This is a genomic window from Telluria sp. ZT3P25, from assembly GCF_059685895.1.
This window is the reverse complement of record NZ_JCASIJ010000001.1, coordinates 3,520,507-3,546,530: the sequence shown is the minus strand read 5'-3', so window position 1 is coordinate 3,546,530 and position 26,024 is coordinate 3,520,507. Positions and strand designations below refer to the sequence as shown.

Annotated in this window: 15 protein-coding genes; 9 read left to right on the top strand and 6 right to left on the bottom strand. The window is 63.6% G+C overall.

Annotation, left to right across the window (positions count from 1 at the left end; translation table 11 throughout):
- Nucleotides 1-15: 15 nt before the first annotated feature.
- The 3 genes from AC56LY_RS15715 to AC56LY_RS15705 form a co-directional block, all read right to left on the bottom strand.
- On the bottom strand, nt 16-1,773 hold the full coding sequence (locus AC56LY_RS15715) for an ABC transporter ATP-binding protein (protein WP_499582064.1): 1,758 nt from the start codon (nt 1,771-1,773) through the stop codon (nt 16-18).
- Nucleotides 1,774-1,849: 76 nt separating this feature from the next.
- Nucleotides 1,850-3,640, bottom strand: a complete 1,791-nt coding sequence (locus AC56LY_RS15710) for an ABC transporter ATP-binding protein (RefSeq protein WP_499580992.1) — start codon at nt 3,638-3,640, stop codon at nt 1,850-1,852.
- A 138-nt stretch (nt 3,641-3,778) separates the two neighbouring features.
- On the bottom strand, nt 3,779-4,528 hold the full coding sequence (locus tag AC56LY_RS15705) for a phasin family protein (protein WP_499580990.1): 750 nt from the start codon (nt 4,526-4,528) through the stop codon (nt 3,779-3,781).
- A gap of 174 nt (nt 4,529-4,702) precedes the next feature.
- Here AC56LY_RS15705 and AC56LY_RS15700 point away from each other — a divergent pair, with 174 nt between their 5' ends.
- A complete protein-coding gene (locus tag AC56LY_RS15700) occupies nt 4,703-5,980 on the top strand; it encodes an amidohydrolase family protein (protein ID WP_499580988.1) in 1,278 nt (425 codons plus the stop codon).
- A gap of 82 nt (nt 5,981-6,062) precedes the next feature.
- Entirely contained in the window at nt 6,063-6,602 is a 540-nt protein-coding gene (locus AC56LY_RS15695; protein WP_499580986.1) for a GNAT family N-acetyltransferase, read from the top strand.
- A gap of 96 nt (nt 6,603-6,698) precedes the next feature.
- On the opposite strand, the gene AC56LY_RS15690 is transcribed toward AC56LY_RS15695, so the two are convergent.
- Nucleotides 6,699-6,884, bottom strand: a complete 186-nt coding sequence (locus AC56LY_RS15690) for a hypothetical protein (RefSeq protein ID WP_499580984.1) — start codon at nt 6,882-6,884, stop codon at nt 6,699-6,701.
- Between the two features lie 253 nt (nt 6,885-7,137).
- Here AC56LY_RS15690 and AC56LY_RS15685 point away from each other — a divergent pair, with 253 nt between their 5' ends.
- Both AC56LY_RS15685 and AC56LY_RS15680 read left to right on the top strand, forming a co-directional pair.
- Nucleotides 7,138-7,872 (top strand): hypothetical protein, encoded by a 735-nt coding sequence (locus AC56LY_RS15685; RefSeq protein WP_499580982.1) that lies wholly within the window; start codon nt 7,138-7,140, stop codon nt 7,870-7,872.
- 517 nt (nt 7,873-8,389) lie between these two features.
- The gene (locus tag AC56LY_RS15680; protein WP_499580980.1) at nt 8,390-9,364 is read left to right on the top strand and encodes a diacylglycerol/lipid kinase family protein; all 975 of its coding nucleotides are present in this window, start codon (nt 8,390-8,392) and stop codon (nt 9,362-9,364) included.
- Nucleotides 9,365-9,374: 10 nt separating this feature from the next.
- On the opposite strand, the gene AC56LY_RS15675 is transcribed toward AC56LY_RS15680, so the two are convergent.
- Together AC56LY_RS15675 and AC56LY_RS15670 are read right to left on the bottom strand one after the other, a co-directional pair.
- Nucleotides 9,375-12,287, bottom strand: coding sequence for an alpha-L-rhamnosidase-related protein (locus AC56LY_RS15675; protein WP_499580978.1), 2,913 nt, complete (start codon nt 12,285-12,287; stop codon nt 9,375-9,377).
- A complete protein-coding gene (locus AC56LY_RS15670; protein WP_499580976.1) occupies nt 12,284-14,143 on the bottom strand; it encodes a glycoside hydrolase family 13 protein in 1,860 nt (619 codons plus the stop codon). The genes AC56LY_RS15675 and AC56LY_RS15670 overlap by 4 nt, the downstream gene beginning before the upstream one ends.
- Before the next feature lie 385 nt (nt 14,144-14,528).
- Here AC56LY_RS15670 and AC56LY_RS15665 point away from each other — a divergent pair, with 385 nt between their 5' ends.
- The 5 genes from AC56LY_RS15665 to AC56LY_RS15645 all read left to right on the top strand — a co-directional run bounded on the left by AC56LY_RS15665 (nt 14,529) and on the right by AC56LY_RS15645 (nt 26,022).
- Complete coding sequence (locus tag AC56LY_RS15665; protein WP_499580974.1) at nt 14,529-17,441, top strand: TonB-dependent receptor; 2,913 nt, start codon at nt 14,529-14,531, stop codon at nt 17,439-17,441.
- A 450-nt stretch (nt 17,442-17,891) separates the two neighbouring features.
- Nucleotides 17,892-20,555 carry a TonB-dependent receptor gene (locus AC56LY_RS15660; protein ID WP_499580972.1) on the top strand — a complete coding sequence of 888 codons (2,664 nt, stop codon included), beginning with the start codon at nt 17,892-17,894 and terminating at the stop codon, nt 20,553-20,555.
- A 200-nt stretch (nt 20,556-20,755) separates the two neighbouring features.
- Complete coding sequence (locus tag AC56LY_RS15655; RefSeq protein WP_499580970.1) at nt 20,756-22,600, top strand: DEAD/DEAH box helicase; 1,845 nt, start codon at nt 20,756-20,758, stop codon at nt 22,598-22,600.
- A gap of 317 nt (nt 22,601-22,917) precedes the next feature.
- Nucleotides 22,918-24,255, top strand: a complete 1,338-nt coding sequence (locus AC56LY_RS15650) for an MFS transporter (RefSeq protein WP_499580969.1) — start codon at nt 22,918-22,920, stop codon at nt 24,253-24,255.
- A gap of 135 nt (nt 24,256-24,390) precedes the next feature.
- Nucleotides 24,391-26,022, top strand: coding sequence for an alpha-D-glucose phosphate-specific phosphoglucomutase (locus AC56LY_RS15645; protein ID WP_499580967.1), 1,632 nt, complete (start codon nt 24,391-24,393; stop codon nt 26,020-26,022).
- The last annotated feature ends 2 nt before the right edge of the window (nt 26,023-26,024 follow it).

Genomic DNA, 26,024 nt, shown 5'->3' with positions numbered 1-26,024 from the left:
CCCGCCGGGACTACCCTACAGCGCGATCTGCTGCAGCAGATACAGGCGCTGGTACAGGCCACCCTCGATGCGCATCAGTTCTTCGTGCGGCCCGGCCTCGGTGATCTTGCCGTGGTTGAGCACGATGATGCGGTCGGCGTCGCGGATCGTCGACAGGCGGTGCGCGATGGCGATGATGGTCACCTTGCCGCGCAGTTCTTCCAGCGCCTGTTGCACCACCTGTTCGGTGGCGCTATCGATGCGCGACGTCGCTTCGTCGAGCAGCAGGACACGCGGCTCGCCGGCCAGCGCGCGGGCAATGGCGATCAGCTGCTTCTGCCCCGACGACAGGCGTGAGCCGCCTTCGCCAAGCTGCGTGTCGTAACCCTGTTCGAGCGCGCTGATGAAGTCATGCGCATGCGCCGCGCGCGCGGCGTCCATCAGGCGTTCGAGCGGCAGGCCGCGGCCCATGTCGATGTTTTCGCGCGCGCTGGCGGCCAGGATGAACGGGTCCTGCGGCACCAGGCCCACTTCATTGCGGAAGCGCTCGTTGCCGATCTTGGCCAGCGGCACGCCACCGATCTCGATGCTGCCCTGTTCGACGACGTAGTAGCGCAGCAGCAGCGACAGCAGTGTCGACTTGCCGCTGCCCGTGTGACCGACGATGCCGAAGAACGCGCCTTGCGGGACATCGAGCGACAGGTCGTGCAGCACCGGCTGGCCGGGAACGTACGCGAAGTCGACATTGCGCACGCTGACTGCCGGGGCATCGGGCGAAAACGCGTTCTCACCGTCCATGCGGTCCACGTCGTGCTCCGGTGCGCCCGCTTCATCGAGCAGGGTGTTGACGCGTGCAGCCGCGACCACCGCCTGCTGCAGGCCGCTGAACTGCATCGTGATCTGGATGAGCGGCTCGACCACGCGCGCGATGTAGCTGACGAACGCGTACAGCACGCCCACTTCGACCGCGCCAATGTCGCGCTGGCCAAAAGCGAAGATCACCAGCGCCAGCAAGGCCACGTTGAGCAGGTCGAGCGCAGGGCGCAGCAGGAAGGCATTGGCGCGCAGTTCGGCCAGGCGCGCCGTGTAGTGGGTGCGGTTGGTGACCAGAAAGCGTTCGCCGAAACGCAGCTCGGCATTGCTGGCCTGCAGGACGGTCATGCCGCCGATCGACTCGGCCATCTGCGCATTGATGTCGCTACGCAGGGCGCGCGCACGGGTGACTGCCGGCGCCGACAGGCGCTGATACAGCCAGACGATGCCGACCACCGCCGGCACCAGCAACAGCACGATCAGCATCAGGCGCCAGTCGAGCCAGGCCATCGCGACCATCGTGCCGATCAGGACGATCGAGTTGTCGAGCAAGACGTACAGGACCTGGATGTAGAGTGTCTTGACGGCTTCGGTGTCGTTCGTCACGCGGCTGACCAGCTGGCCGGTGATGGCGCGGTCGAAGAACGCCATCGGCAGGCGCAGCACGTGGTCATAGACCCACTCGCGCAGGCGCTGCACCGAGCGCATCGCCACGCCGGACAGGCGGATCAGTTGCAGGTAGCGCACCCAGCTCGAGACCCAGCCGGTGACCACCAGGCCACCCAGCAGCAGGGCCATCTGCGGCCAGTCGAGATGGCGCGGCAGCAGGTGGTCGTCGATCAGCGCCTTGCCCAGCAGCGGGCCGACCACTTCGAAGGCCGCTGCCAGGATCAGCCACAGCGTGGCGATGATCAGGTGGCGCCGTTCGGGCGCGGCGGCGCGGCGCAGCAGGCGCGTGGCCAGTTTGGCCTGGTCGCGCATGACGCCGCGTTCCAGGCTGTTATCAGTTTTCGGCGGCGGCGCCGTGGTGGATGCGTCGGCCGTGTCCAGCGTTGCTTCAGGTTGCGTCAAGGCTGGCCTCCAGTTGTTGGTAGCGCCACTGGCTGGCATACCAGCCGTCCAGCAGCAAGAGTTCGTCGTGCGTGCCTGCTTCGATCACGCGCCCGGCGCGCAGGACCACGATGTGGTCGGCCGCGACCACCGCCGACAGGCGATGGCTGGCGATGATGGCGGCGCGCTCGGGCCGCGCGCGGCGCAGCTCGGCCAGGTGATCGAGGATGCGTGTTTCGGTGCCGGTGTCCACCGCCGACAGCGCGTCGTCCAGCAGCAGCAGCGGATTGTCGGCCAGCAGCGCGCGGGCAATCGCCACGCGCTGGCGCTGGCCGCCCGAGAGCGTGATGCCTTTTTCGCCGACCGGCGTGTCGTACCCATACGGGAAGCGCAGGATGTCGTCGTGGATGGCGGCCATGCGCGCCGCGCCTTCGATCTCGGCGCGCGAAGCGTCGGGCCGGGCCAGCGCGATGTTCTCGGCGATCGTGGCCGAGAACAGGAACGACTCTTGCGGCACCCAGCTGGTGGCGCCGCGCAGGGCGCTCAGGCGATAGGCGTCGAGCGGCTGCCCGGCCCAGCTCACGTGGCCCTGCTGCGGCGTCGCCTGGCGCAGCAGCACGCGCAGCAGCGTCGATTTGCCCGAGCCGGTCGGGCCGACGAGGCCCAGCGTCTGGCCGGGTTCGAGCGTGACGGACACGTCGGACAGTGCTGGCGCCTGCGCCGTGTCGTCGGCGGCCGCGCCGTCCTTGCCGGCACCGTTCACGCCATACGTGAACGTGACGCCATCGAGTACCAGCGGGCCCTGGCCCACCTGGTCGATCGTGCCGGCGTCTTCGACCGACAGCGGCGCCTCGAGCAGCGGCTGCAGGCGCGCCATGCCGGCGCGGCCCCGTTCGATCAGCGTGACCACCCAGCCGGCGGCGAACATGGGCCAGATCAGCTGGCCCAGGTACATCGTGAAGCTGGTCAGCGCGCCGACCGTCAGTTCGTTCTGCCAGACCAGGTAGCCGCCCAGGCCCAGCGTCAGGCCGGTGGCAGCAGTCAGTGCCAGGCCGACCGCTGGTTCGTAGGCCGCTTCCCATTTCTGTGCGGTGAAGCTGGCCTCGGCCGCATTGGCCGTCAGCACGCCGAACTGGGTGCTGCTGCGCGCTTCGAGGCCCAGGGCGCGCAGCGTGCGCACGCCCGACAGCGACTCCTGCACATGGTCGTTCAGCTTCGAGAACCCCTTGAGCGCATCCCCCTCGGCCTTTTGGATGTGGGTCGAGATGTACCAGAACGCGAGCCCCATCAGCGGGAACGGCAGCAGCGCAACCAGCGCCAGGCGCCAGTCCACGCCCAGCGTCATGATCCCGAGCACCATCACCAGCGTGAGCGTGCCGTCGAACGCGGCCAGCAGCGCTTCGCCGGCGGCCATTTCGATGGCATCGATGTCGTTGGTGGCCAGCGCCATCAGGTCGCCGGTGCGCTGGCGCTGATAGAAGGCCGGGCCTTGCGCAGCCAGGCGTGCATACAGGCGCGTGCGCAGCTCGACACCGAGCTGGTAGGCGGCCGAATACAGGCGGATGCGCCAGCACACGCGCAGCACATAGATGGCCACACCCAGGCCGAGGACCTGGGCAATACCGAGCAGGAGGTCCTGTTCGGCCAGGCGGTTGTTGGCGAGCGCGTCGACCAGTGCGCCGACCTTGCGTGGGATGAGGACCGTGCAGATCGCCACACCGACGAGCATTACGGCCGATGAGGCATAGGATTGCCAATGCCGGCGCACGAAGCCGCCGATCAGCCTGGACAAACTCATTCGAATTCCTTGCGGTTGCGCCCGAAAAAAAAGCGGGCCAGAGCCCGCTAGTGTAGTCGTTTTGCCTAGTTGGCGCAGCGCAGCACCCTGCTTGATGCCCTCGTCTGCTGCGCTCTGGCTATGACGCCCGCCATGTCACTACTTGCGGCGCCGGCGTGGCGTGGCCGCCGTGGCAGGAGCGTCCGGGTCGCGCCGCTCGATCGGCGCGGCTGCTGGCGCCAGTGGCGTTGCCGCCAGGACGGCGCCGTTGCCGGCGGCCTGGGCGATCGGCGTGGGCTTGGCGGCCGCAGGACTCGACAGTACATTCAGCGCCGCGTCATCGGGCGCTGGTTCCTGCACCATGCTGGCCACTTCTTCGATGGCCGGGGCAGGCTGGGGTGCAGCTTCTGCTGCTGGCGCTGTTTCAATTTCTGGCGCTGGCGATTCTGCAACCGGCGCCGGTGCCGCTGCAACGGCCTCGATCGTGCGCTCGGCCGCTGCCTGCAATGTAGCAGAGGCGTCCTCGCCGGCTTCGGTTACGGCCTGCGCCATCTCGGCGACCGGCGCTGCCATTGGTGCCGGCGTCACGCTGCGCACCAGAAACGGCTGGACGCCGGCAGCGATGCCGAGCAATTCGCGGCTGTAGGCAAACAGGCTGCGCACCTGTTCTTCGGCGTGGCTGCGCAGTACGGCGAGGTCGCGCGCATCGCGTGCGCCGATCAGCTGGCGCGCCGTCTGCGCCGAGCGCTCGAGGACTTCCTGGGACGTGGACAGGTTCAGCGCCGTGATGCGGCTGGCGCTGTCGAGCGCCTGGGTGGTCAATGCATTGAGCACCGTGAGTTGGGCGTTCATCGGTGCAGTCAGGTAATGATTGGGTGCTGCGGACAACTGCTCGGAGAGTGAGGTCATGAAGTTTCCTATCTATCAAGTATGGCGCGCTGCAATAAAGTCAGTGTACCCACGATTGTGGGCCCATGCAATGAACGATGGCGGCTTATTCGGCGAGGGTGATATTGCGTTGCAGCATTGCCATACGGCGGCGCTACAGTTGCTACAATCGGGCAACCATTTAATGGAGTCACCATGGACCTCGTGATCCGCAATACCACGCTGCCAGATGGCCGCACCGGCATCGATATCGGCATTCAGGACGGCCGCATCGCAGCGCTGGCCCCCCAACTCGCAGCGCGCGGCGTGCGCGAGATCGACGCTGCCGGCGACCTGGTCAGCCCGCCATTCGTCGATGCGCATTTCCATATGGATGCCGTGCTGAGCTACGGCCTGCCGCGCGTGAACCGCAGCGGCACCTTGCTGGAAGGGATCGCGCTGTGGGGCGAGTTGAAACCGCAGCTGAGCCAGGATGCGCTGATCGAGCGCGCGTTGCGTTATTGCGACTGGGCAGTGGCGCGCGGCCTGCTGGCGATCCGCACCCACGTCGACGTGTGCGACGACCGGCTGCTGGCGGTCGAGGCGCTGCTGGAAGTCAAGCGTCGCGTTGCGCCGTATCTCGACCTGCAACTGGTCGCGTTTCCGCAAGACGGCCTGCTGCGCAGCGCCAATGCGTTCGAGAACCTCAAGCGCTCGATTGACATGGGTGTCGATGTGGTCGGCGGCATTCCGCACTTCGAGCGCACGATGGCGCAGGGTGCCGAGTCCGTCCGCCTGCTGTGCGAATTCGCCGCCGAACGGGGTCTGCGCGTGGACATGCACTGCGACGAGAGCGACGATCCGATGTCGCGCCATATCGAAACCCTGGCGTACGAAACGCAGCGCCTGGGGCTGCAGGGCAGGGTGGCTGGCTCGCATCTGACGTCGATGCACTCGATGGACAATTATTACGTGAGCAAGCTGATCCCGCTGATCGCCGAGAGCGGCGTGGCGGCGATCGCCAATCCGCTCATCAACATTACGCTGCAGGGCCGCAACGACACCTACCCGAAGCGGCGCGGCATGACGCGCGTGCCCGAGCTGATGGCGGCCGGCGTCGACGTCGCCTTTGGCCACGATTGCGTGCTCGATCCGTGGTACGGCATGGGCTCGGGCGACATGCTCGAGGTGGCGCACATGGGCCTGCACGTGGCGCAGATGACGGGGCTGGAAGCGATGCAGTCGTGTTTCACCGCCATCACCGAAACGCCCGCGCGCATTCTCGGACTCGACGGCTATGGCCTGGCGCCCGGCTGCCATGCCGACCTGGTGATCCTGGACGCCGGCTCGACGGTGGAAGCCATCCGCCTGCGCGCCCCGCGCCGTCTCGTCTTGCGGCGCGGCCAGGTCGTGGCCGAAGCGCCGGCAGCGGCCAGCCGCCTGCATCTGCCGGGGCGCCCGGACAGCGCCGACTTCCGCCTCGGCCGTAGCTAAAATGTCAATATAGTGCGTGATAATCTGTGTATTTTCAGGCAAAATAGCGGACCGCCCTGTCCCGGCACTCCTGTAGATTGTTGTGAAAGATCTTGTTATCCGTCCTGCGCTCGAAGCCGATTTCGAGTCGATCTGGACTATTTTTTGCGCCCATATCGAGGCGGGTGAAAGCTATGTCTTCAGCACGGCAACGTCCCGCGAAGCCGGTTACCACTACTGGCTGGGTGAGGGCGTGGCCAGCTTTGTCGCGGTGAGCGCGGGCGGTCGGGTGCTGGGCATGTACCGCCTGGTACCGAACCAGGTCGGGCGCGGCCATCACGTGGCCAATGCCTCATACATGGTCAGCCCGACGGCGCAGGGCGCGGGCGTGGGCCGTGCGATGGGTCAGCACAGCCTGGCCGAAGCGCGCGAGCGCGGCTATCTGGCGATGCAATTCAACCATGTGGTCAGCACCAACGGTCCGGCCATCGGGCTGTGGAAGAAGCTCGGTTTTTCGATTGTCGGCACACTGCCCAAGGCGTTTCGGCACAAGCGCCTGGGCTATATCGATGCCTATGTGATGTACCAGCTGCTGCAGGATCCCGATCACTGGCCGACGGCTGACGACGTGCCAGTTGCGTGACGGGTACTGCCGATCCCGGTGCTGTTACGTGGTCGAAGGGCGCATTTGTAGGATCCCTCAAACTTCGATGAGGTTAGTGCCCCCGAATGACGACGCTCAGGGCTCGGTGCGCACAGTACCCTGATCATACTGGTCGTCGTCGGTCTCACTTGGCGGCATCGTCGCCTGCTGTTCTTCAGTTTCGGCCGGTTTGTCCACGGCGGGGTCGCTGCCTGCGCCGTCACCCATGCGCTGCTGGTCACGATTTGCCTTGACGTCATTGTCTTCATTTTGCATAGCCATGCTGATCTCCTCGTGATGAAATGTAGCCTCATGATAGTCAGGTACCTTCAGCACACGAATAGTCCCGAAGCTGGCTCGAATGTAGGATTGCGCTGTCTGTAGTCGCTGCTGCGCTCATCGTTTTCGGAACCAGTGCGGCATCCTCAGGCGCGCACTCGTCATCCATTGCAGTACCATTCGGAAGCGATGCCAAGCTCATGGCTCAATTCAATATCTGGATTACGCAGCGATCGAACCCAGTCAATCGGACCACATGACGACATCCAGAAGAACAAGACCAGCTTATGCATTTTTACTGGCAGCATGTCTCTCGTTTTCTTCCTCTGCGAATGCCGCAGAGCTGGCACGCGATCCATCCAGTGTCATCGCATCTTTGGCTGACCGTATTTACTCAGTGGGAGAAACTACAGGAAGTGCTGAAGAAATGATCGCGGCTGAAGCCAGCGCTGCCGATGAAATACGCCGATATATCTTGAGCGGTTCGACGGCTGGTTTGCTCGGAAAAGAGCAGGGGCGTCAGTCTCCGCTGACATTGGCGGCCTATCTTGGCTACCCGAACGTTGTTTCTGCATTGCTGACATCTGACGTTATCAGGCTTCATATCAATGATGCAGGCGAAAAGGGAATGACACCATGGATCGCCGCCATCTTGTCGCTGAAGCAAGCCGCGCTGGCTTGCAACCCGAAGATGATCGAAGATCCATCCGTATTCGTACCGTTCATGGTAACGCAACCGTATTACCTGTCCAATCCGGTACCGCCGTACGCAAAGATCACCGGCATTCTCGTGGCGGCGGGAGCCGCATCCAGTCCAGACGCTGCCAAAGAGGTTTGGCTAGCACGGTGCAAGGGTCAATCAGCCGATCGCATTGCAAAAATTAAAACCAGCGTGGACCTTCAAAAAACGGTACAGGAGCTTGGTCTGCTTGAACTAATTTCGCATTTGCAAAATCTGCAAAAAAAGGTGGAAAGCAGGCGAAAAAATTGAGTTTGCGGCCTTGATCGATGATTTCACCTATCTGGCCAGAATTCTCTCTCAACACGTAAAATCGCGCATTTGCACATGGAAGAAATCAGAAAACGGGTTGTCGTTGTTTGTTACACACTCACGTCCTCGATATTTTGGGGATGTGTCGCGGCGATTGCCATTCGATATGCCATCGGCATCGATCCTGGTACGGCGCTGGTTGCGGTTGGGTTGCCTGTCGCAATAGCAGTATCGGTATTCATTTACCCGAAGCTTCGCAGAATCATCGCGGCACGCTAGTGGAGTCCAGTCACGTTACAGGCATGTGGGTAACTTGAAATGAAGTAAAAAAGTGAATCGTGCGCGCAACAAAATGTTTCGCTGATCCGGGTATGTGCCACTTTCATCGCTGGAGATTGCGTCGCGCACCGCCCTGGCGCCTGCACGTGACGGTTGAATAACGCACCTAGCGCCGGCAACGCCGGTGATACGATGGCTGCAATTTCGATCAACCATCCTTCACCGAATCGACCCTGCGATGCCAGCCACCGAGTTGCTACCTGATGCTCCTTTCTTCATTGTTCTGAACGCGGGGTCGGGTCATTCCGAAACCGAGATGCGCATCTCCACGATCAACGAGGTCATGGACGCCGGTGGCCGCGTGTGCCATCTGGAAGTGGTGGACGAGCCCGAGCGCATCGAACAGATTGCAAAGGACATGGCGGCCAAGGCCGTCGCCAGCGGCGGCGTGCTGGTGGCTGCTGGCGGCGATGGCACCATCAACACGGTCGCGCATCAGGCAGTGCTGGCCGGGTGTCCGTTCGGCGTGCTCCCGCAGGGCACCTTCAACTATTTCGGGCGCACCCACGGGATTCCGGAAGACCTGGCCGAGGCTGTTCACGCGCTGCTACGCGCCAAGATCAAGCCGGTGCAGGTAGGCATGCTCAACGACAAGATCTTCCTGGTCAATGCAAGTGTTGGCCTGTACCCGGCGCTGCTCGAAGAACGCGAGCACGACAAGCGCGAGTTCGGACGCAGCCGCGTGGTCGCGTTTCTGTCGGCCATCAAGATGGCGCTGCGCGCGCATCGCCACCTGCAGATCCGGCTCGAGCTCGATGGCAAGGAACAACGCTTGCGCACGACGACGCTGTTCGTGGGCAATAACCGGCTGCAGATGGAACAGGTCGGCATGGAACAGTTGACCGATGCGGTCGAGGATGGCCAACTGGCGGCGCTGGCGCCCAAGCCGATGGGTAAACTCGGGCTGCTGGGCCTGCTGGTGCGCGGCGCGCTTGGCAAGCTGGGCAACGCCGACGACGTCGTGGCGTTTTCGTTCAAGCGCATGACCGTGCGCACGCCGTCGCTGTATGGGCGCAAGCGCCTGAAGGTGGCCGTCGATGGCGAAGTCAGCAAGATGGCGACGCCGTTCGAGTTCCGGGTGCTGGAAGGGCGGCTCAAGCTGCTGCTGGCGCCGCCACAGGCCGCCGCCGCCACACCTGGCGAAGCCGCCTGAGCCAGCCGACCTACTTCACCCGCAGCAAGCGCACGCCCTGGATGTCGAACCGGTTCGCCGGTTCAGCGCCACCGGCGCCCGTGAAGGTGCGGTTGCTCTCCAGGTAGCTCATATTGTAGAAGTCCGTCATCTCCAGACGGTAGCTGCCGGCCTGCAGGCGCGCGGCCAGCGGCGTCGAATACACGGTTGGCGTCGCGCCCTTGAACAGCGGCGCATGCGGCAACTGGATCACGCCCTGGGCCACGACCTTGCCAGCGCCATTCTTCAGTGCCAGCCACTTCACGCCGCCGCTGATCCCCAGATTTACCTGGTTCGCGCCGTTGTGATAACGCACCTGAATCCGGTAATCACCCGTGCTTTCGACGCGCATCCCATCCACGGCAAAGCGGTCTTGCGGCCGGCCCCAGTCGCGGATCGCGGGTAGTGAAAAGCGCGCATCCGGCGCGGTGCTCGTCAGGTTCGACGTCACACGCGGGTCGGTCACGCCGATGTCGATGCCATTACCAGCACCAGCCACGGCGTCGATGCAGCGCGGCTGGCTGTGGTGACTGACATTGCCGCTGTCGGCAAAGCGCGCCTCCACCGCATAGCACGACGCCACGCCGGCCTTGTCGTCGGTCCAGGCGCCGGCCGGCAGCTTGTCGGCCACCAGCTTGCCGTCGCGGTAGACGCGGTAGGTCACACCCGTCGCATTGCCATTCGCGCCGATCATCAATCCCACGGCGCCGGACGATGCACGCGTCAGCGCCTCGATCACCGGTTCGCGCGGACCAAAGGTGACGGACGATTCTTCATACGGATTGGCCTGCACGCGGCGGATGCCCTGCGCACCGGCGACGAGCTTGCCCAGCACGATCTCGATACGGTTCCCGGCCTGCAAATCGCTGGATAGCAGTGTGTCCCTGACCTGCTTGCCATTCAACAGAATGCGCTCGACCCGGTGATAGCCGTCGCCTTCGGCCGCTGGCGGCAGGCGCAGCACCACGTCGATGCGTTTGCCGTGCAGGCGCAGGTCGTGCAGGGCAATCTCGTTGGTCGCGCCGAAGGTCTCGCGCCGCAGCCTGGCCGTCACGAACGGGCGCAGCGCAATGCCGTCGTCCTGCACGGTCACGCCGAACACATTGTCGATCACCATGCCCAGATACCCGCCGACCGACCATAACTGGCGCCGCGAGTTGATCACGGGGCCACTCAGCGCCGGGGTCTTCTCGTCGAGCAGCAGCGGCTGGCCCGACAACCACTCGAGGTTTTCCATGTTCGACAAATTCACCGCTGCGCCGCGCATCAGCGTCGCGTAGGCGGCGTCGGCCACCGCTGCGTTCTTGCCCTGCACCGCAGCGCGCAAGCCATATGCGGTGACGAAGGGCCAGATGGCGCGGTTGTGGTACACCGGCGCGCCGATCTGCTGAGGCCAGATCACCGGCGCGCCCATCGGGCCATGCGGATAGCGCGCCAGGATCGATGCCGTCTGCTGGTCGTCGGCCACGCCGCTGACAATCGCCAGCGCCTGGCCGAGCCAGTCGAACTTGTGCAGCGGCGCGCCGTCCAGGTGGCCGGCGGTAAGGCTGCTATACATGCCTTCGTCGGCCAGCCAGAGTTCCTTGTTGATCGCGCGTTTCAGCTCCGATGCCCAGCGCGTGTAGCGCGCGGCCTTGGCCGCATCGCGCTGTTCGCGCGCCAGTTGCGCCGCCAGCTTGAGCGCCTGGAAGATGACGACGTTGGTCGACAGCGCCTTCGAGCTGGCCATTGACGCCAGGTCGCCCGGCATCCACGCAGCGTAAGTCTGGTCGCGCCAGTCGAGGAACGATTCTTCGCCCGTGTACAGGCCCGTGGCTGTATCGAACGCTGCCACGCGGTCGATCTCGAGCGTGTTCGACAGCGCGATCAAAGCCTTGCTGGCAAAAGGCGCGCGCTCGGCAGCGGGCAGCGTGCGCAGCGTTTCTTCGGCCGCGAAGGCCCATGTCAGGCGGTCGGTGCTGACCGGCCAGCTGCCGCCGCTGCCGGTGTCCTGCACGATCTGCAGGCCGCCCGCCGTGGCAGGAATCTGCGCCACCGGCGTGACGCCGGCGCGCCAGCCAGAGAGCTTGAAGTCGAGCGAATTGCGCACGCGTTGCGGGTCGAGCAGGGCCAGGCCCAGATCGGCCGCATACGACAGGTCGCGTGTCCAGACATACGCCCACTTCTCGCCAGTGGAGAAGCAGTCGCAATCGATGGCGTTGCCGCTGTTGTAGTTGCCGTCCTTGATCTGGCTGACCGAATTGAGGCGCATCTCGGCGCCGGCCAGCGCGAACAGCGCATCGAAGGCGAGGTTACCGGTGCGGGCGCGCGGCAAGCCTTCCTGCTCGGCGTACGCGACATGCTGCGGACCGGGATCGCGCAGGCTCATCGTGCTTGACTGGACGTACTGGCGTAGCAGCGCCTGCGCATCCGGCGTCGAGTAGCGCACCGTCTCGGTCTTGCCGTCCCACGTTGGCCAGGCTTGCGTGGCGACCGCAGCGTGGCCCTCATGCGGATCGGGCGCGCTGGCACGGTCGGCATCGGCAAGGCGTGTGACCTTCAGCGCAGGTTTGGCCGGATCGCTCGCGTCCAGCGTGAAGCGGTAGGTGCCCGATGTGCGCACGAACAGGAAGGTCTCGGGTCCGGACAGGCGTTCGAGCTGGTACGCGGTGTCGGGCGCCACATTGACGCTCTTGTCCGGATCGATGACCCACTCGGCAGCCCAGTCGCTGCTGCCAAGCTTGAAGGCGTGGTTGCCTGGCGCGACGGCGATGTCGGCCTGGTAAATGCCCTTGCCTTTGGGCGCCAGCGCATCGGCCGTTCCCCAGCCATTGAACGCGCCGCGCACGAATAGTGCGGTATCGATCTGCGCGTGGGCGGCGCCGCAGGCGAGGAGGGCGGCCACTGCGATGGCGCTGCGCATCATCGTGCTGCCTCCAGCTCCAGCTCCAGAATCACGGTAGCACGTGCAGGCAGCGTGAGCGTCGAGCGCAGGTCGAACGTCTTGCCGGTCAGGACATCCACGCCGCTGGTCACGCCCGTGAGCATTTCGCGGAAGCGGTCGACGTCGAGCGCCATTTCTTTCGCGTTGTTGTTGAACGCGACCAGCACCTTCTTGTCCGCGTTGTAGCGGAAGTAGACGTAGGTATTGTTCTGCGGCCCGTAATGCATCATGCGGCCGCTGTGGATCACCGGCTGGCCCTTGCGCCAGTTGGCCAGCTTGCGCACGAACGCTTGCGCCGCGCGCGGCTTGTCCTTCAGACCCGTGCCGGTAAAGGCGTTGACCTTGTCGCCGGCCCAGCCGCCCGGGAACGGGATGCGGTAGCTGGCGTCGTCGCGGTCTTTCGTCGGGCTGGTAAACAGCAGCTCGTCGCCCACGTAGAACTGCGGGATGCGCGGCGCCGTCATCATGAACACCATCGCCATCTTGTACTTGTCGAAGTCTTCGCCGGCGACGCTGTAGATGCGCGACATGTCGTGGTTGTCGGCGAACAGCACCAGGTTGCTGGCTTGCGGGTACAGATAGTCGAGCGACAGCGTTTCGTACACGTCCGAGAACACGTTGCCGCCTTTCTTGTCGGCCAGCGCGTTGCGCATCGCCTCGGCCACCGGGAAGTCCATCATGCTCGGCATGTAGGCGCGGTAGCCGTCGAAGTTGTCCTTGCCGCGCTGCCAGCGCGCCACGACCGGCACCTTCGTGTTCCACTCTTCGCCGACCATGTTCAGGTTCGGGTATTCGGCCATGATGCGGCGCGTGTACTCCGACAAAAACGCGCTGTCCGAATAGCCGAAGGTGTCGATGCGCAGGCCCGAGAGCTTCGCGTATTCGATCCACCAGATGTTGTTCTGGATGATGTAGTTGGCCAGCAGCGGATTGGACTGATTCAGGTCGGGCATGCTCTTGACGAACCAGCCGCGCGTGAAGTTGTCAGCGTCTTCCTTCGAGCCGTACGGGTCCTGCACCGCCGTGTGGTAGTGCTGGGTCGGGACGAACTTGTCGTTGTAGTTGATCCAGTCCGGCGCCGGCACGTCCTTCATCCACCAGTGGTGCGAACCGATGTGCGACAGCACCACGTCCTGGATGATGCCGATGCCGCGCTTCTTCGCTTCGGTCGACAGGCGCACGAAGTCTTCGTTGCTGCCGTAGCGCGGGTCGATCTTGTACAGGTCCGTGGCTGCATAGCCGTGGTACGAGTAGCCCGGCATATTGTTCTCGATGAGCGGCGTCGGCCACAGCTGCGTAAAGCCCATGTCCGCGATGTAATCCAGGTGGTTGATCGCGCCCTGAATGTCGCCACCGTGGCGGCCAAGGCCGCCCTTGCGGTCGGCCTTGTCGAGCATGCCGGCGACGTTGTCGTTGGACGGGTCGCCATTGGCGAAGCGGTCCGGCATGATCTGGTAGATCGCGTCCTTGCTGGAAAAGCCCTGGCGCGTTGCGGAACCCGGATCGCGCGCCAGCAGGCGGTAGGCGTGCGTGGTCGTGCGGCCGGCGCCGCTGAACGTGATGTCGAACGTACCGGGCGCCACCTTCGGATCGAGCACAAGGTCGATGAACAGGTAGTTGCGATTCGGTGTGCGCGTGACGGACGCAATGCGCGCGCCGGGGTAGGTCAGCGTCGGTGTCAGCTCGCCAATTGCCTCGCCATGCACCATCAGCTGAACCTTGTTGTCGTGCATGCCAGCCCACCAGAACGGCGGCTCCATGCGGTCGATGGCCGGGGTCTGGGCGAAGGCGGCAAGCGAAGCGCTGCCGAGCACGATGGTGGCGAGGAGTTGTCTCATGGGTTCTGGGGCTGGTGCCAGTCGCGATACTGCTGACGTAGTTGGACTACAGGATCTGCATGTCGACGCTGGAACGCGGGGCCGGTAATTGTTGTGTTGATGGAAGGTTACTATAAACCCTGCCGCCCAACAATCATGCGGAGCGGATTCGATTTCACCCCGACTACATAGGCTCATCACGGGCCAACCTTCAGATTACCTTCAGATTCGGTGCGAAAGTCTTTGAAGTGCCTGAAAACGCCACAAATCTGTAGCCCAAGTACAACGTGCACAATGTTGTTGTCGTGCAAAGCATGCCATGATCCTCGCCACACATTGCTGCCTGTTCCGGTTCTAGTTTTAGTACAGAGCCGTAGCCGGCAGTTAAGAAAAACCGAGGAGACACATGAACGCCACCGCCACCCGGGCCACCCAGGCCCGCCGCCGTACTGCAGCCACTTTTGCATTCCCGTTGAACCCGTTCGCCGCCGGTTGCGCCGTGCTGCTGTCGGTCCTGGCAGGTAACGCGTATGCGCAAGCCTCGGGCAGCGAAGAAGCCACCCCCGTCGCACCGAACACGCCCGTGGCAGCCTCCACGGTGCAAACGCCGGAAGAAGCGCCGGCCGCCGCACCCACTGCGTTCCCGAACAGCGCCGTGTCGAAAGTCACCGTGACCGGCATCCGTACCGGTATCGAAGCGGCGATCTCGATCAAGCGCAATTCGAATTCGATCGTTGAAGCGATCTCGGCCGAAGACATCGGCAAGTTGCCGGACACGTCGGTTGCCGAATCGATCGCGCGCCTGCCGGGCGTGACCGCCCAGCGCAGCCGCGGTTCGGGACGTGCATCGGAAATCTCGGTGCGCGGCCTGTCGCCAAGCTTCAACGGTACGCTGCTCAATGGCCGCGAAATGGCCTCGACCGGCAATGCCCGCAATCCCGAATTCGACCTGTTCCCGTCCGAGCTGATGGGCGGCGTCGTGATCTACAAGACGCCGGACGCGAGCGTCATCGGCCAGGGCCTGGCCGCGACGATCGACCTGAAAACCGTGCAGCCGCTGGACTTCGGCAAGCGCGTCATTGCCGCCAACTACAAGCGCAGCCGCCTGGGCGTGCGCACTGCCGAAGAAGGCAGTGGCGACCGCGTCTCGTTCTCGTACATCGACCAGTTTGCCGACCGCAAGTTCGGCATCGCACTGGGCATCACGTCGTACGACGAGACCGGCGGCGAGCAGCGCAAGTTCGACGCGTGGGGCGGCAACACGGCAGCCCTGCCGTTCAACGGTCAGAACGTGCTGGTGCCACTGGGCTTTACCGCCGACACCGAATCGACGTCGCACAAGCGTGACGGCGCCTTCATGTCGCTGCAGTTCCGTCCGAACCGCGACTTCCGCTCGACCCTCGACCTGTTCTACTCGGCTGGCGAGACGGGCCTGAAGCGCAGCGGTTTCGAAGGCGCGGTCGGCTCGAACACGTCGGGCCTGTATGACCCGGCCGGCGTGCTGCAGAACGTCGTCGTGCAGAACGGTGTCGCCACCAGCGGCACGCTGACCAACTACAAGGGCGTGGTGCGTAACCACGTCGAAACGTCGGAAGACGACTTGAAGACGGTCGGCTGGAAGAACGAACTGAAGCTGGGCGACTGGAGCACCAGCGCCGACATCACGTGGTCGAAAGCGACCAAGCTGAGCGCGCGCTACGAAACCACTGCCGGCCTGCCGGGCAATGCGAACCCGCTGGACACGATCTCGTGGACTGGCTTTAACGGCGGCAATTTCACTGACGTCGCGTGGCGCACTGGCCTGAACTACTCGGACCGCGCGGTTGCGCAACTGACCGACGTGAACGGCTGGTCGGGCACCGCCACCAACATCCTGCCGCAAGCCGGTTACCTGGCCCAGCCGTACGTGGAAGACACGCTCAAGGCGATCCGCCTGAACGCCAAGCGTCCGGTGGAGTGGGGCCCGATGTCGGCTGTGCAGTTCGGCTATAACTTCACCGACCGCGAAAAAGCGCGCAGCGGCGAAGAAGGCCGTCTCGAGATTCTGGGCGGCGCCCAGTTCGCTGCGCAGACGATGCCGGGCACGGGTACCGGCGTTGCCGGCACTACCGGCCTTCCGATCGCCACGTGGAATCCGTCCGGCTCGCTTGGCACCGTGTACCAGCTGGCCACGAAGGTCAATGCCGACATCCTGACCAAGTTCTGGGATGTCAAGGAAACGGTCCAGACCGCTTACCTGATGGGCGATCTGAACGGCGAGCTGTTCGGTTTTGAGTACCGCGGTAACGTCGGCTCGCAGTTCGTGCACACGAAGCAGACGGGCGGCGGCTACAACAGCGGTAACTGCACCGGCGAAACGGCCGATGCCTGCCCGGCCGTGCGCGTTGTCGACAGCGTCAGCTACTGGGACGTGCTGCCAAGCCTGAACCTGTCGTTCGACCTGAAGAACGACCAGGTGCTGCGCATGGGTCTGGCGCAAGTGCTGTCGCGTCCGAACCTGGACGACCTGCGCGGCGGCATCGGCTTTGGCGTGAACACCGGCGTGACCAATCCGTTCATCAGCGGTGGTGGCGGCAACCCGGGACTCAAGCCATTCAAGGCCAAGGCGTTCGACCTCTCGTACGAAAAGTACTTCGCGAAGAAGGGCTATGTCAGCGCAGCCGTGTTCTACAAGAAGCTTGACACGTTCATCCTGCGCACGCCGTCGGAATACGACTTCGCGCCATGGGCGACCTCGACCACGCCGCTGCCGACCACCGGCGACTTCGCCGGCTCGACCGTTGGCGTGCTGAACCGTCCTGAAAACGGTAACGGCGGCAGCATCAAGGGCTACGAGCTGGCGGTGAATATTCCGCTGAACATGGCAAGCGAGTGGCTGGACGGCTTCGGCATCATGGCCAACCACTCGTTCACCAGCTCGGCGATCGACATTCCGGCCCTGGGCTTTGGCAACGTGCAGACCTCGGCGCAGTCGATCCCGCTGCCGGGCCTGTCGCGCAAGGTCAGCAATCTGCGCGTGTACTACGAAAAGTACGGCTTCCAGATCGCTGCCGCAGCGCGCAAGCGTTCGGACTTCCTGGGCCAGTCGCCGGACTTCTCGGACACGCTGCAGTACACGTTCGTGAAGGGCGAGACGATCGTCGACTTCCAGCTGTCGTATGAAATCCAGTCGGGCTTTGCCAAGGGCCTGTCGGTGTTTGCCCAGGCCAACAACTGGAACAATGCGCCGTACCAGGAGTACACGAACAGCAGCGATTCGATCACCCGTCGCGTCGACTACGGCCGTACCTACCAGTTCGGCGCCAACTACAAGTTCTGATGACCGGCGAGGCTGCGTAACAGTCTCCAGAGCGCATCAAGCGATCCCCGACAGCCGAAAGGCTGCCGGGGATTTTTTTCGTCTGTTGTAAAAATACAAAATTTACGTAGTGAAGTTACAAGCTGCGTTTCAGGGGCTGATTGTTTTACTACATCCTGCGCACTGATTCGGTGCAATTGAGCATAAATCGTTTCTTTTTAGAGCGTTTGTAGCGCGACTACACGCGTGAAAAACCACGCGCGTGCTACTCATCAGTTAGCAAGTCATTGTTTTTATTGATGATATTGATCGGCTGGCACCCGAGTTCGTTTGAAACCTACTCCCGTTGACAGTGCATCTAGTTTTAATACAGAATCCCGCCGAGCGTTGATGTTGAGGCGTGTCATAACAAAGTCCCGAACATGGCGGTCGAAAGCTGCTCTAGGGAAATTACGTCGTTCTGAGGAGATCATGAAAACTTTCGCCAACAAGCGTTCCGCGTTCCAGCTGAGCCCAGTGGCCGCCGGATGCGCCATCTTTGTCACCATCATGGCCGGCAGCGCGCAGGCGCAAACCGCCACGACGACTGACACCGCCGCAACCGATGTGCCAGTCGCTACCGTCACCGTGACCGGCATCCGCCGCGCCATCGAGGACGCGATTGCCGTCAAGCGCGAATCGACCGGCATCGTCGAAGCCATTTCGTCGGAAGACATCGGCAAGCTGCCGGACGTGTCGATCGCCGAATCGCTGGCCCGCCTTCCAGGTCTGTCGGCGCAGCGCGTCAACGGCCAGGCCCAGTCGATCAGCATCCGCGGCACCTCGGGCGACTTGTCGACTGCGCTGCTCAACGGTCGCGAACAAGTCACCACCAGCTCGGACCGTACCGTCGAATACGACCAGTACCCATCCGAACTGATCAGCGCCGTTACCGTGTACAAAACCGGCGACGCTGCCGTGATCGGCCAGGGCCTGTCGGGTACGGTCGACCTGCAGACCATCAAGCCGCTGTCGCTGCGTGAACGCGTCGTCACCGTCAATGTGCGCGGTGAAAAGAACTCGAAAGGCGAAATCAGCGCCGGCTCGCCGGACACCGGCAGCCGCGTCAGCGCGTCGTACATCGACCAGTTCGCCAACCGCACGATCGGTGTGGCCATCGGCTACGCCCGCCAGGACAAGCCGAACGTCGGCGAACAGTTCGAAACCTGGGACTGGGTGGACGACACCAATGTCGTGCCAGGCTCGACCGTCAAAGTGCCAAAGGGCATGAAGTCGATCGCCACGACCGGCAACCAGGTGCGCGATGGCCTGATGGGCGTGCTTGAATGGCGTCCTAACCGCAACTTCAGCTCGACCTTCGACGTCTACCACTCGCGTTTCGACCAGGAAGAAATCCGCCGCGGCATCGAAATGCCGCTCAAGGACGACGGCCAGGTGAGTTTCTCGAACCCGACCGTCGTGAACGGCACGATGATCAGTGGCACCGCCAATAACGTCAATCCGGTCGTGCGCAACAACCGCCTGACGCGCGATGACAAGCTGACCGCCTTCGGCTGGAACAACCGCTACACGACGGGCGACTGGGTCGGTATCGTCGACATCAGCCGCTCGAAGGCTGACCACAAGGAACAGCTGATCGAGATCAACGCCGGCCGCGCTGCGCGCCAGACGCTGAACTACAGCTACAACGGCGGCACGATTCCGGTGCTGGGCCTGTCGGGCACCTACGACGATCCGTCGCAGATCGCCATCGGCGGCCAGTTCGGCGAAGGCTATGTCAATGCCCCGAACATGACCGACAAGATGACCTCGTTCCGCACGAGCATCGAGCGCAAGTTCGACAACGCGTACTTCAACAGCTTGGAGCTGGGCTTCAACTACTCCAAGCGCGAGAAGGAAAAAGAACACCTGGAAACGGGCTTCTCGAAGATCGGCAACGGCACCTTCGGCGCCAACGTTCTCAACAGCTCGCAAGCGCTGTACGGTCTGCAGAACAGCCTGAGCTGGGACATCGACGGCGTGCTGGCCAACAACTTCGGCCCATTCACGCCAGCCGTGCTGGTGCCATGGGGCGCGACCAAGAACTGGACCATCGAAGAGAAGGTCAAGACCGGCTACGCCAAGCTGAACATCGACACCGAACTGATGTCGATGCCACTGCGCGGCAATATCGGCATGCAGGTCATCGAAACGGACCAGAGCTCGACCGCGAACACGCTGCGCGCCTGGCCGTTCGCCGACCTGGTGCCACTGACCGACGGCAAGAAGTACACCGACTACCTGCCAAGCATCAATCTGGCATGGAGCCTGCCTGACCAGCAATTCCTGCGCTTTGGCGCCGGCAAGACGCTGGCCCGCGCCAAGCTGAACCAGCTGAACGCGGCGCTGGAAGTGGGCCTGACTGCCCAGACCACCGGCACCCCGTACGGTAACGGCGGCAATGCGCAGCTCGATCCATGGCGCGCCAAGCAGGTCGATCTGTCGTATGAAAAGTACTTCGGCAACAAGGGCTATATTTCGGCGGCTGGTTTCTACAAGGATCTGTCCTCGTACATCTACAGCGTGACCGTGCCGCGTGACTTCTCGGAGTTCAACCTGCAGGGCGCCCTGACCAACATCGGTACCATCACCCAGCCGCGCAACGGCGAGGGCGGTAGCCTGCGTGGTCTGGAGTTTGCGGCATCGACCCCGCTGGACATGATCCACCCGATGCTCGACGGTTTCGGCATCACCGCCAACGCGTCGTTCACCAACAGCGAGATCTCGATTCTCGACCAGCGCTTCGGCAATGTCGCGATTCCGCTGCCGGGCCTGTCCAAGCGCGTGTTCAACGTGACGGCGTATTACGAGAAGGATGGCTTCTCGGCACGTATCAGCCAGCGTTATCGCAGCGATTATGTGGGTGAAATCGGCGGAATTGGTGGTGCAACCGAGCTGACTTACGTAAAAGCTGATAAAGTAGTCGACCTGCAATTGGGTTATGACTTCAAGCAAGTCGAAGGTCTGTCCGTGCTGTTCCAGGTCAACAACCTGACCGACACTGCCTTCCGCAGCTACGCTGGTACCGAAGACCGTCCGCGCGGCTATGCCAAGTATGGCCGCCAGATGCTGTTCGGCCTGAACTACAAGCTGTAATCCGGTATCAAGCGAAGGTGGCGCCACCCAATGGGGCGCTACCGCGATCGCCAATGCCCTTGCAGGTGTGCCTGCAAGGGCATTTTTCATTGTTCGGATTCTGTGGTTTCGGCCGCCCGGTCCATTGTATTTAGCGCCCCCAACGAAGCAACGGTGTAAACTGTCGCATTCGTACTTACTTAATAAGAGCAACTTCCTCTATGTCAGACACCCCAATCCCATCGTTTTCCGACCTCAATCTTTCGGCGCCTGTCCTGAAAGCATTGAAAGACGTCGGATACGAAACGCCGTCGCCGATCCAGGCAGCCACCATTCCCCTGTTGCTGGAAGGGCGCGACGTGCTGGGACAAGCGCAGACCGGTACCGGTAAAACCGCCGCCTTCGCACTGCCGATCCTGTCGAACATCGACATCAAGCAGACCGCGCCGCAAGCGCTGGTGCTGGCGCCGACGCGCGAACTGGCGATCCAGGTCGCCGAAGCGTTCCAGAGCTACGCCGCCCACATCAAGGGCTTCCACGTGCTGCCGATCTACGGCGGCCAGAGCTACGGCCCGCAACTGTCGTCGCTGCGCCGCGGCGTGCACGTCGTTGTCGGCACGCCAGGCCGCGTCATCGATCACATCCAGAAGGGCTCGCTCGACCTGTCGAAGCTGACCACCCTCGTGCTGGACGAGGCCGATGAAATGCTGCGCATGGGCTTTATCGACGACGTCGAGCAGATCCTGCAAAAGACCCCGGCCACGCGCCAGACCACGCTGTTCTCGGCCACCATGCCGCCAGCGATCAAGCGCATCGCCAAGACCTACCTGCGCGACCCGCAAGAGATCACGGTCGCGGCCAAGACCGGCACCGCCGACAATATCCGCCAGCGCTACTGGCTGGTGGCCGGCATGCACAAGCTCGACGCGCTCACCCGCATCCTCGAAGCCGAAGCGTTCGACGGCATGATCATCTTCGCGCGCACCAAGCTGGGCACCGAAGAACTGGCGACCAAGCTGCAGGCGCGCGGTTTCTCGGCTGCTGCCATCAACGGCGACATCGCCCAGCAGCAGCGCGAGCGCACGATCGATAACCTCAAGAAGGGCAAGATCGACATCCTGGTCGCGACCGACGTTGCCGCACGCGGCCTGGACGTCGAGCGCATCAGCCACGTCATCAACTACGACGTGCCGTCCGACCCCGAGAGCTACACCCACCGCATCGGCCGTACCGGCCGCGCGGGCCGCAGTGGCGAAGCGATCCTGTTCATCACCCCGCGTGAGCGCAGCCTGCTCAAGCTGATCGAGCGCACTACGCGCCAGCCGGTGTCGCCACTCGAACTGCCGACCGTCAAGGCCGTCAACGAAGTGCGCATGACGCGCTTCAAGGACCAGATCCGCGCCACGCTGGCCGAAGGCAACCTCGAAGTGTTCCGCGCGCTGATCGAAGACGTCGAGCGCGACGACAATGTCCCGGCGATCGATATCGCTGCCGCCCTGGCCAAGATGGCACGTGGCGACGAACCGCTGCTGCTGACCAAGCCTGACCGCGACGTGCGTCCTGAAAGCATGCCGTCGCAGCGCGAATTTGGCGGCAGCCACGAGCGCGCACCACGCGAGCCGCGCGGTGACTGGGAAGAGCGTCCGGCGCGCCCTGCGCGCGAGCCGGGCTTCAAGAAAGAGCGCGTCATGCGCGACCCTGAGCCGGGCATGGCGACGTTCCGCATCGAAGTGGGCTTTGCCCACGGCGCCAAGCCGGGCAATATCGTCGGCGCGATCGCCAACGAAGCGAACATCCCGTCGAAGCAGATCGGCCGCATCGAGATCTATGACGATTACTCGACGCTCGACCTGCCATCGGACATGCCGGCTGAGCTGTTCACGCAGCTCAAGTCGATCTGGGTCGCCGGCCGCCAGCTGTCGATCACGCGTGACGGCGAAACGCCAGCCGTGCCAGCCGCCGGCGCCAAGAAGCCGTTCACGAAAAGCGGCGCCGACCGCCGCGTGACCGACAAGCCGATGCCGGGCAAGAAGCCGCATCGCAAGGGCGAGGGCAGCAAGGACTGATCGTTTCACGGTAAGCTGAAAAACGTCGTTCCCGCGCAAGCAGGAGCGACGTTTTTGCATCTGCACGTCAAATAACATGCGTGCGTGCGCATGTTGTTTGACTACAAAACGCCGCATGCTCTGCGGGTGTAGCCTTGATCTCACTATGAGATCTCCACGATTGACACCCCGATAACCCCATGTTATTTTGCTACAGATACGCTGGCAGGATTGTTGTCTGTTCCGGCACGCCTCTGCATCAACGGCGCGCACCACCAGTGCGCCGCGCATTCACATAACAGCGCCCGCTCCCGTGTCGGGCCAGATTGGGGACACACATGGATATGCAATCGACCGTGCTCAAACCACGCCTGTCGTTCTGGCAGCTGTGGAACATGAGCTTCGGTTTCTTCGGCATCCAGTTCGGCTTCGCACTGCAGAACGCGAATACCAGCCGCATCTTCGCCACCCTCGGCGCCGACCCCGAAAACTTTTCCCTCTACTGGCTCGCTGCGCCCGTCACGGGTCTCTTGATCCAGCCGATCGTCGGCTACCTGAGCGATAACACCTGGCACCCGAAGTGGGGCCGCCGCCGGCCGTTCTTCTTCATCGGCGCCGTGCTGGCTGCCATTGCGCTGTTCCTGATGCCCAATTCCACCGCGCTGTGGATGGCCGTGGCCGTGCTGTGGATGATGGACGCCGCGATCAACGTGTCGATGGAGCCGTTCCGCGCCTTTGTCGGCGACAAGCTCGATCCCTCGCAGCAGACCGCCGGTTACGCGATGCAGACCTTCTTCATCGGTTGTGGCGCGGTCATTGCGTCGCTCCTGCCGACCTTCTTTGAAAGCATGGGCGTGTCGAACGCCGTCATCGGCGGCGTGATCCCCGACACCGTGCGCTACTCGTTCTATGCCGGTGGCCTCGTGTTCTTCCTGGCCGTGACCTGGACCGTGGTGTTCGCCGACGAACTGCCGCCGCCCGACATGGAAGCGTTCAACAAGGAACGCGCCGCTTCGCGCAGCGTGGGCGTGGCCATTGCCGAGATCTTCGGCGGCTTCGGCAAGATGCCGCGCACGATGGTGCAACTGGCATTCGTGCAGTTCTTCACCTGGATCGCGCTGTTCGCGATGTGGATCTACACCGGCACCGCGATTGCCGACAGCGTCTATGGCACCACCGACGCGCAGTCGAGTGCTTACCAGGACGCAGGCAGCTGGGTCGGCATCATGTTCGCCGTGTACAGCGGCGTGTCGGCACTTGCCGCGTTCATCCTGCCCGTGTTTGCGCGCATGACCAGCCGCAAGGTCGTTCATGCGACCTGCCTGACCATCGGCGGCCTGAGCCTGGCCAGCGTGTTTCTCATCACCGACAAGAACATGCTGGTCGTGCCGATGATCGGCATCGGCATCGCGTGGGCGTCAATCCTGACGATGCCGTACGCGATCCTGGCCGGCTCGCTGCCCGCCAAGCGCATGGGCTACTTCATGGGCCTGTTCAACTTCTTCGTCGTGATTCCGCAGATCGTCAGCGGCCTGCTGCTGGGTTTCGTGACCAAGCACCTGTTCGATGGTCACGCGGTGCTCACGCTCGTGCTGGGCGGCGTCTGCATGCTCATCGCCGCGCTGCTGACCCTCCTGGTGACGGACAAGGCGGCGCCGGTGCGCGCTGCCGTGTAACTGCTGGGGCGCCAGGCGCGCACGGTACGCGTGTGCGCGCCGTGAATCCGGCGTCTGTCGTATCGTAACGTTTTATCAACATTGTCCGGCCCCGTCCGGCGGTGTTGCGAACGCTTACATTGACAGGAGTAAAGCATGACCATCCAGACCGTCGCGACCACCCCGTTCGCCGGCCAGCGGCCCGGCACCTCGGGCCTGCGCAAGAAAGTGACCGAGTTCCAGCAACCCGGCTACCTTGAAAACTTTGTCGAGTCGATCTTCCTGACGCTGGGCGAAGGCGCCTGCCGTCACCTGGTCGTCGGCGGCGATGGCCGCTACTTCAACCGCGAGGCGATCCAGACCATCCTGCGCATGGCAGCCGCGCACGGTGTCGAGCGCGTGCTGGTCGGGCAGGGCGGCATCCTGTCCACGCCGGCCGTCAGCTGCGTGATCCGCAAGCACGGCGCCCAGGGCGGCATCGTGCTGTCGGCGAGTCACAATCCGGGCGGCCCGGACGGCGACTTCGGCATCAAGTACAACATCGACAATGGCGGCCCGGCGCCTGAGAAAATCACCGACGCCATCTTCGCGCACACGCAGACGGTCACGCAGTACCGGATCAGCGATGCAGCGGCCGTCGACCTCGACGTGCTGGGCACCACGCATCTCGAAAACATGGTGATCGAGGTGATCGACCCAGTGGCCGACTACGCCGAGTTGATGGGCGGCCTGTTCGATTTCGATGCGATCCGCGGCCTGTTCGCGAGCGGCTTCCGGATGCGCTTTGACGCGATGCACGCAGTGGCCGGCCCGTATGCCAGCACGATCCTCGAAGGCATCCTCGGCGCACCCGCCGGCACGGTCGTCAATGGCGTGCCGAGCGAAGACTTCGGCGGCGGGCATCCGGATCCGAATCCTGTCAATGCTGCCGAGCTGATTGCGGCCATGGCCGCACCCGATGCGCCGGACTTCGGCGCCGCTTCGGACGGCGATGGTGACCGCAACATGATCGTCGGGCGCGGCATCGCCGTCACGCCATCGGACAGCCTGGCCATCATCGCCGCCAACGCCACCGTGGCGCCGGGTTACGCAGGCGGCATCAAGGGCATCGCCCGTTCGATGCCCACGTCGATGGCGGCCGACCGCGTGGCCGAAGCGCTGGGTATCGCGTGCTTCGAGACGCCTACCGGCTGGAAGTACTTCGGCAACCTGATGGACGCCGGTCTCGTCACGCTGTGCGGCGAAGAGAGCTACGGCACCGGCTCGTTCCACATCCGCGAAAAAGACGGCGTGTGGGCCGTGCTGTTCTGGCTCAATCTGCTGGCCGTGCGCGGCCAGACGGTCGAACAGCTGCTGGCGGCGCACTGGGCGCGCTTCGGCCGCAATTACTATTCGCGCCACGACTACGAGGCCGTGGATGCCGGCGCCGCCGGCGCCATGATGGACGCGCTGCGTGCGCGCCTGCCCGAGATGGCAGGGCAGACGCTGGCCGGCCACCAGATTGCGCTGGCCGACGACTTTGCCTATACCGACCCGGTCGACGGCTCGGTCTCCACCAAGCAGGGCATCCGCATCATCATGGCGGACGGCTCGCGCATCGTTTTCCGCCTGTCCGGCACCGGCACCGAAGGCGCCACCGTGCGGGTCTACCTCGAACGCTACGAAGCCGATCCGGCGCACCACAACCTCGACACGCAGGCCGCGCTGCAAGGCCTGATCGACCTGGCCGAGAGCCTGTCCGATCTGCGCCAGCGTACCGGCCGCAGCGAACCCACGGTCGTCACCTGACC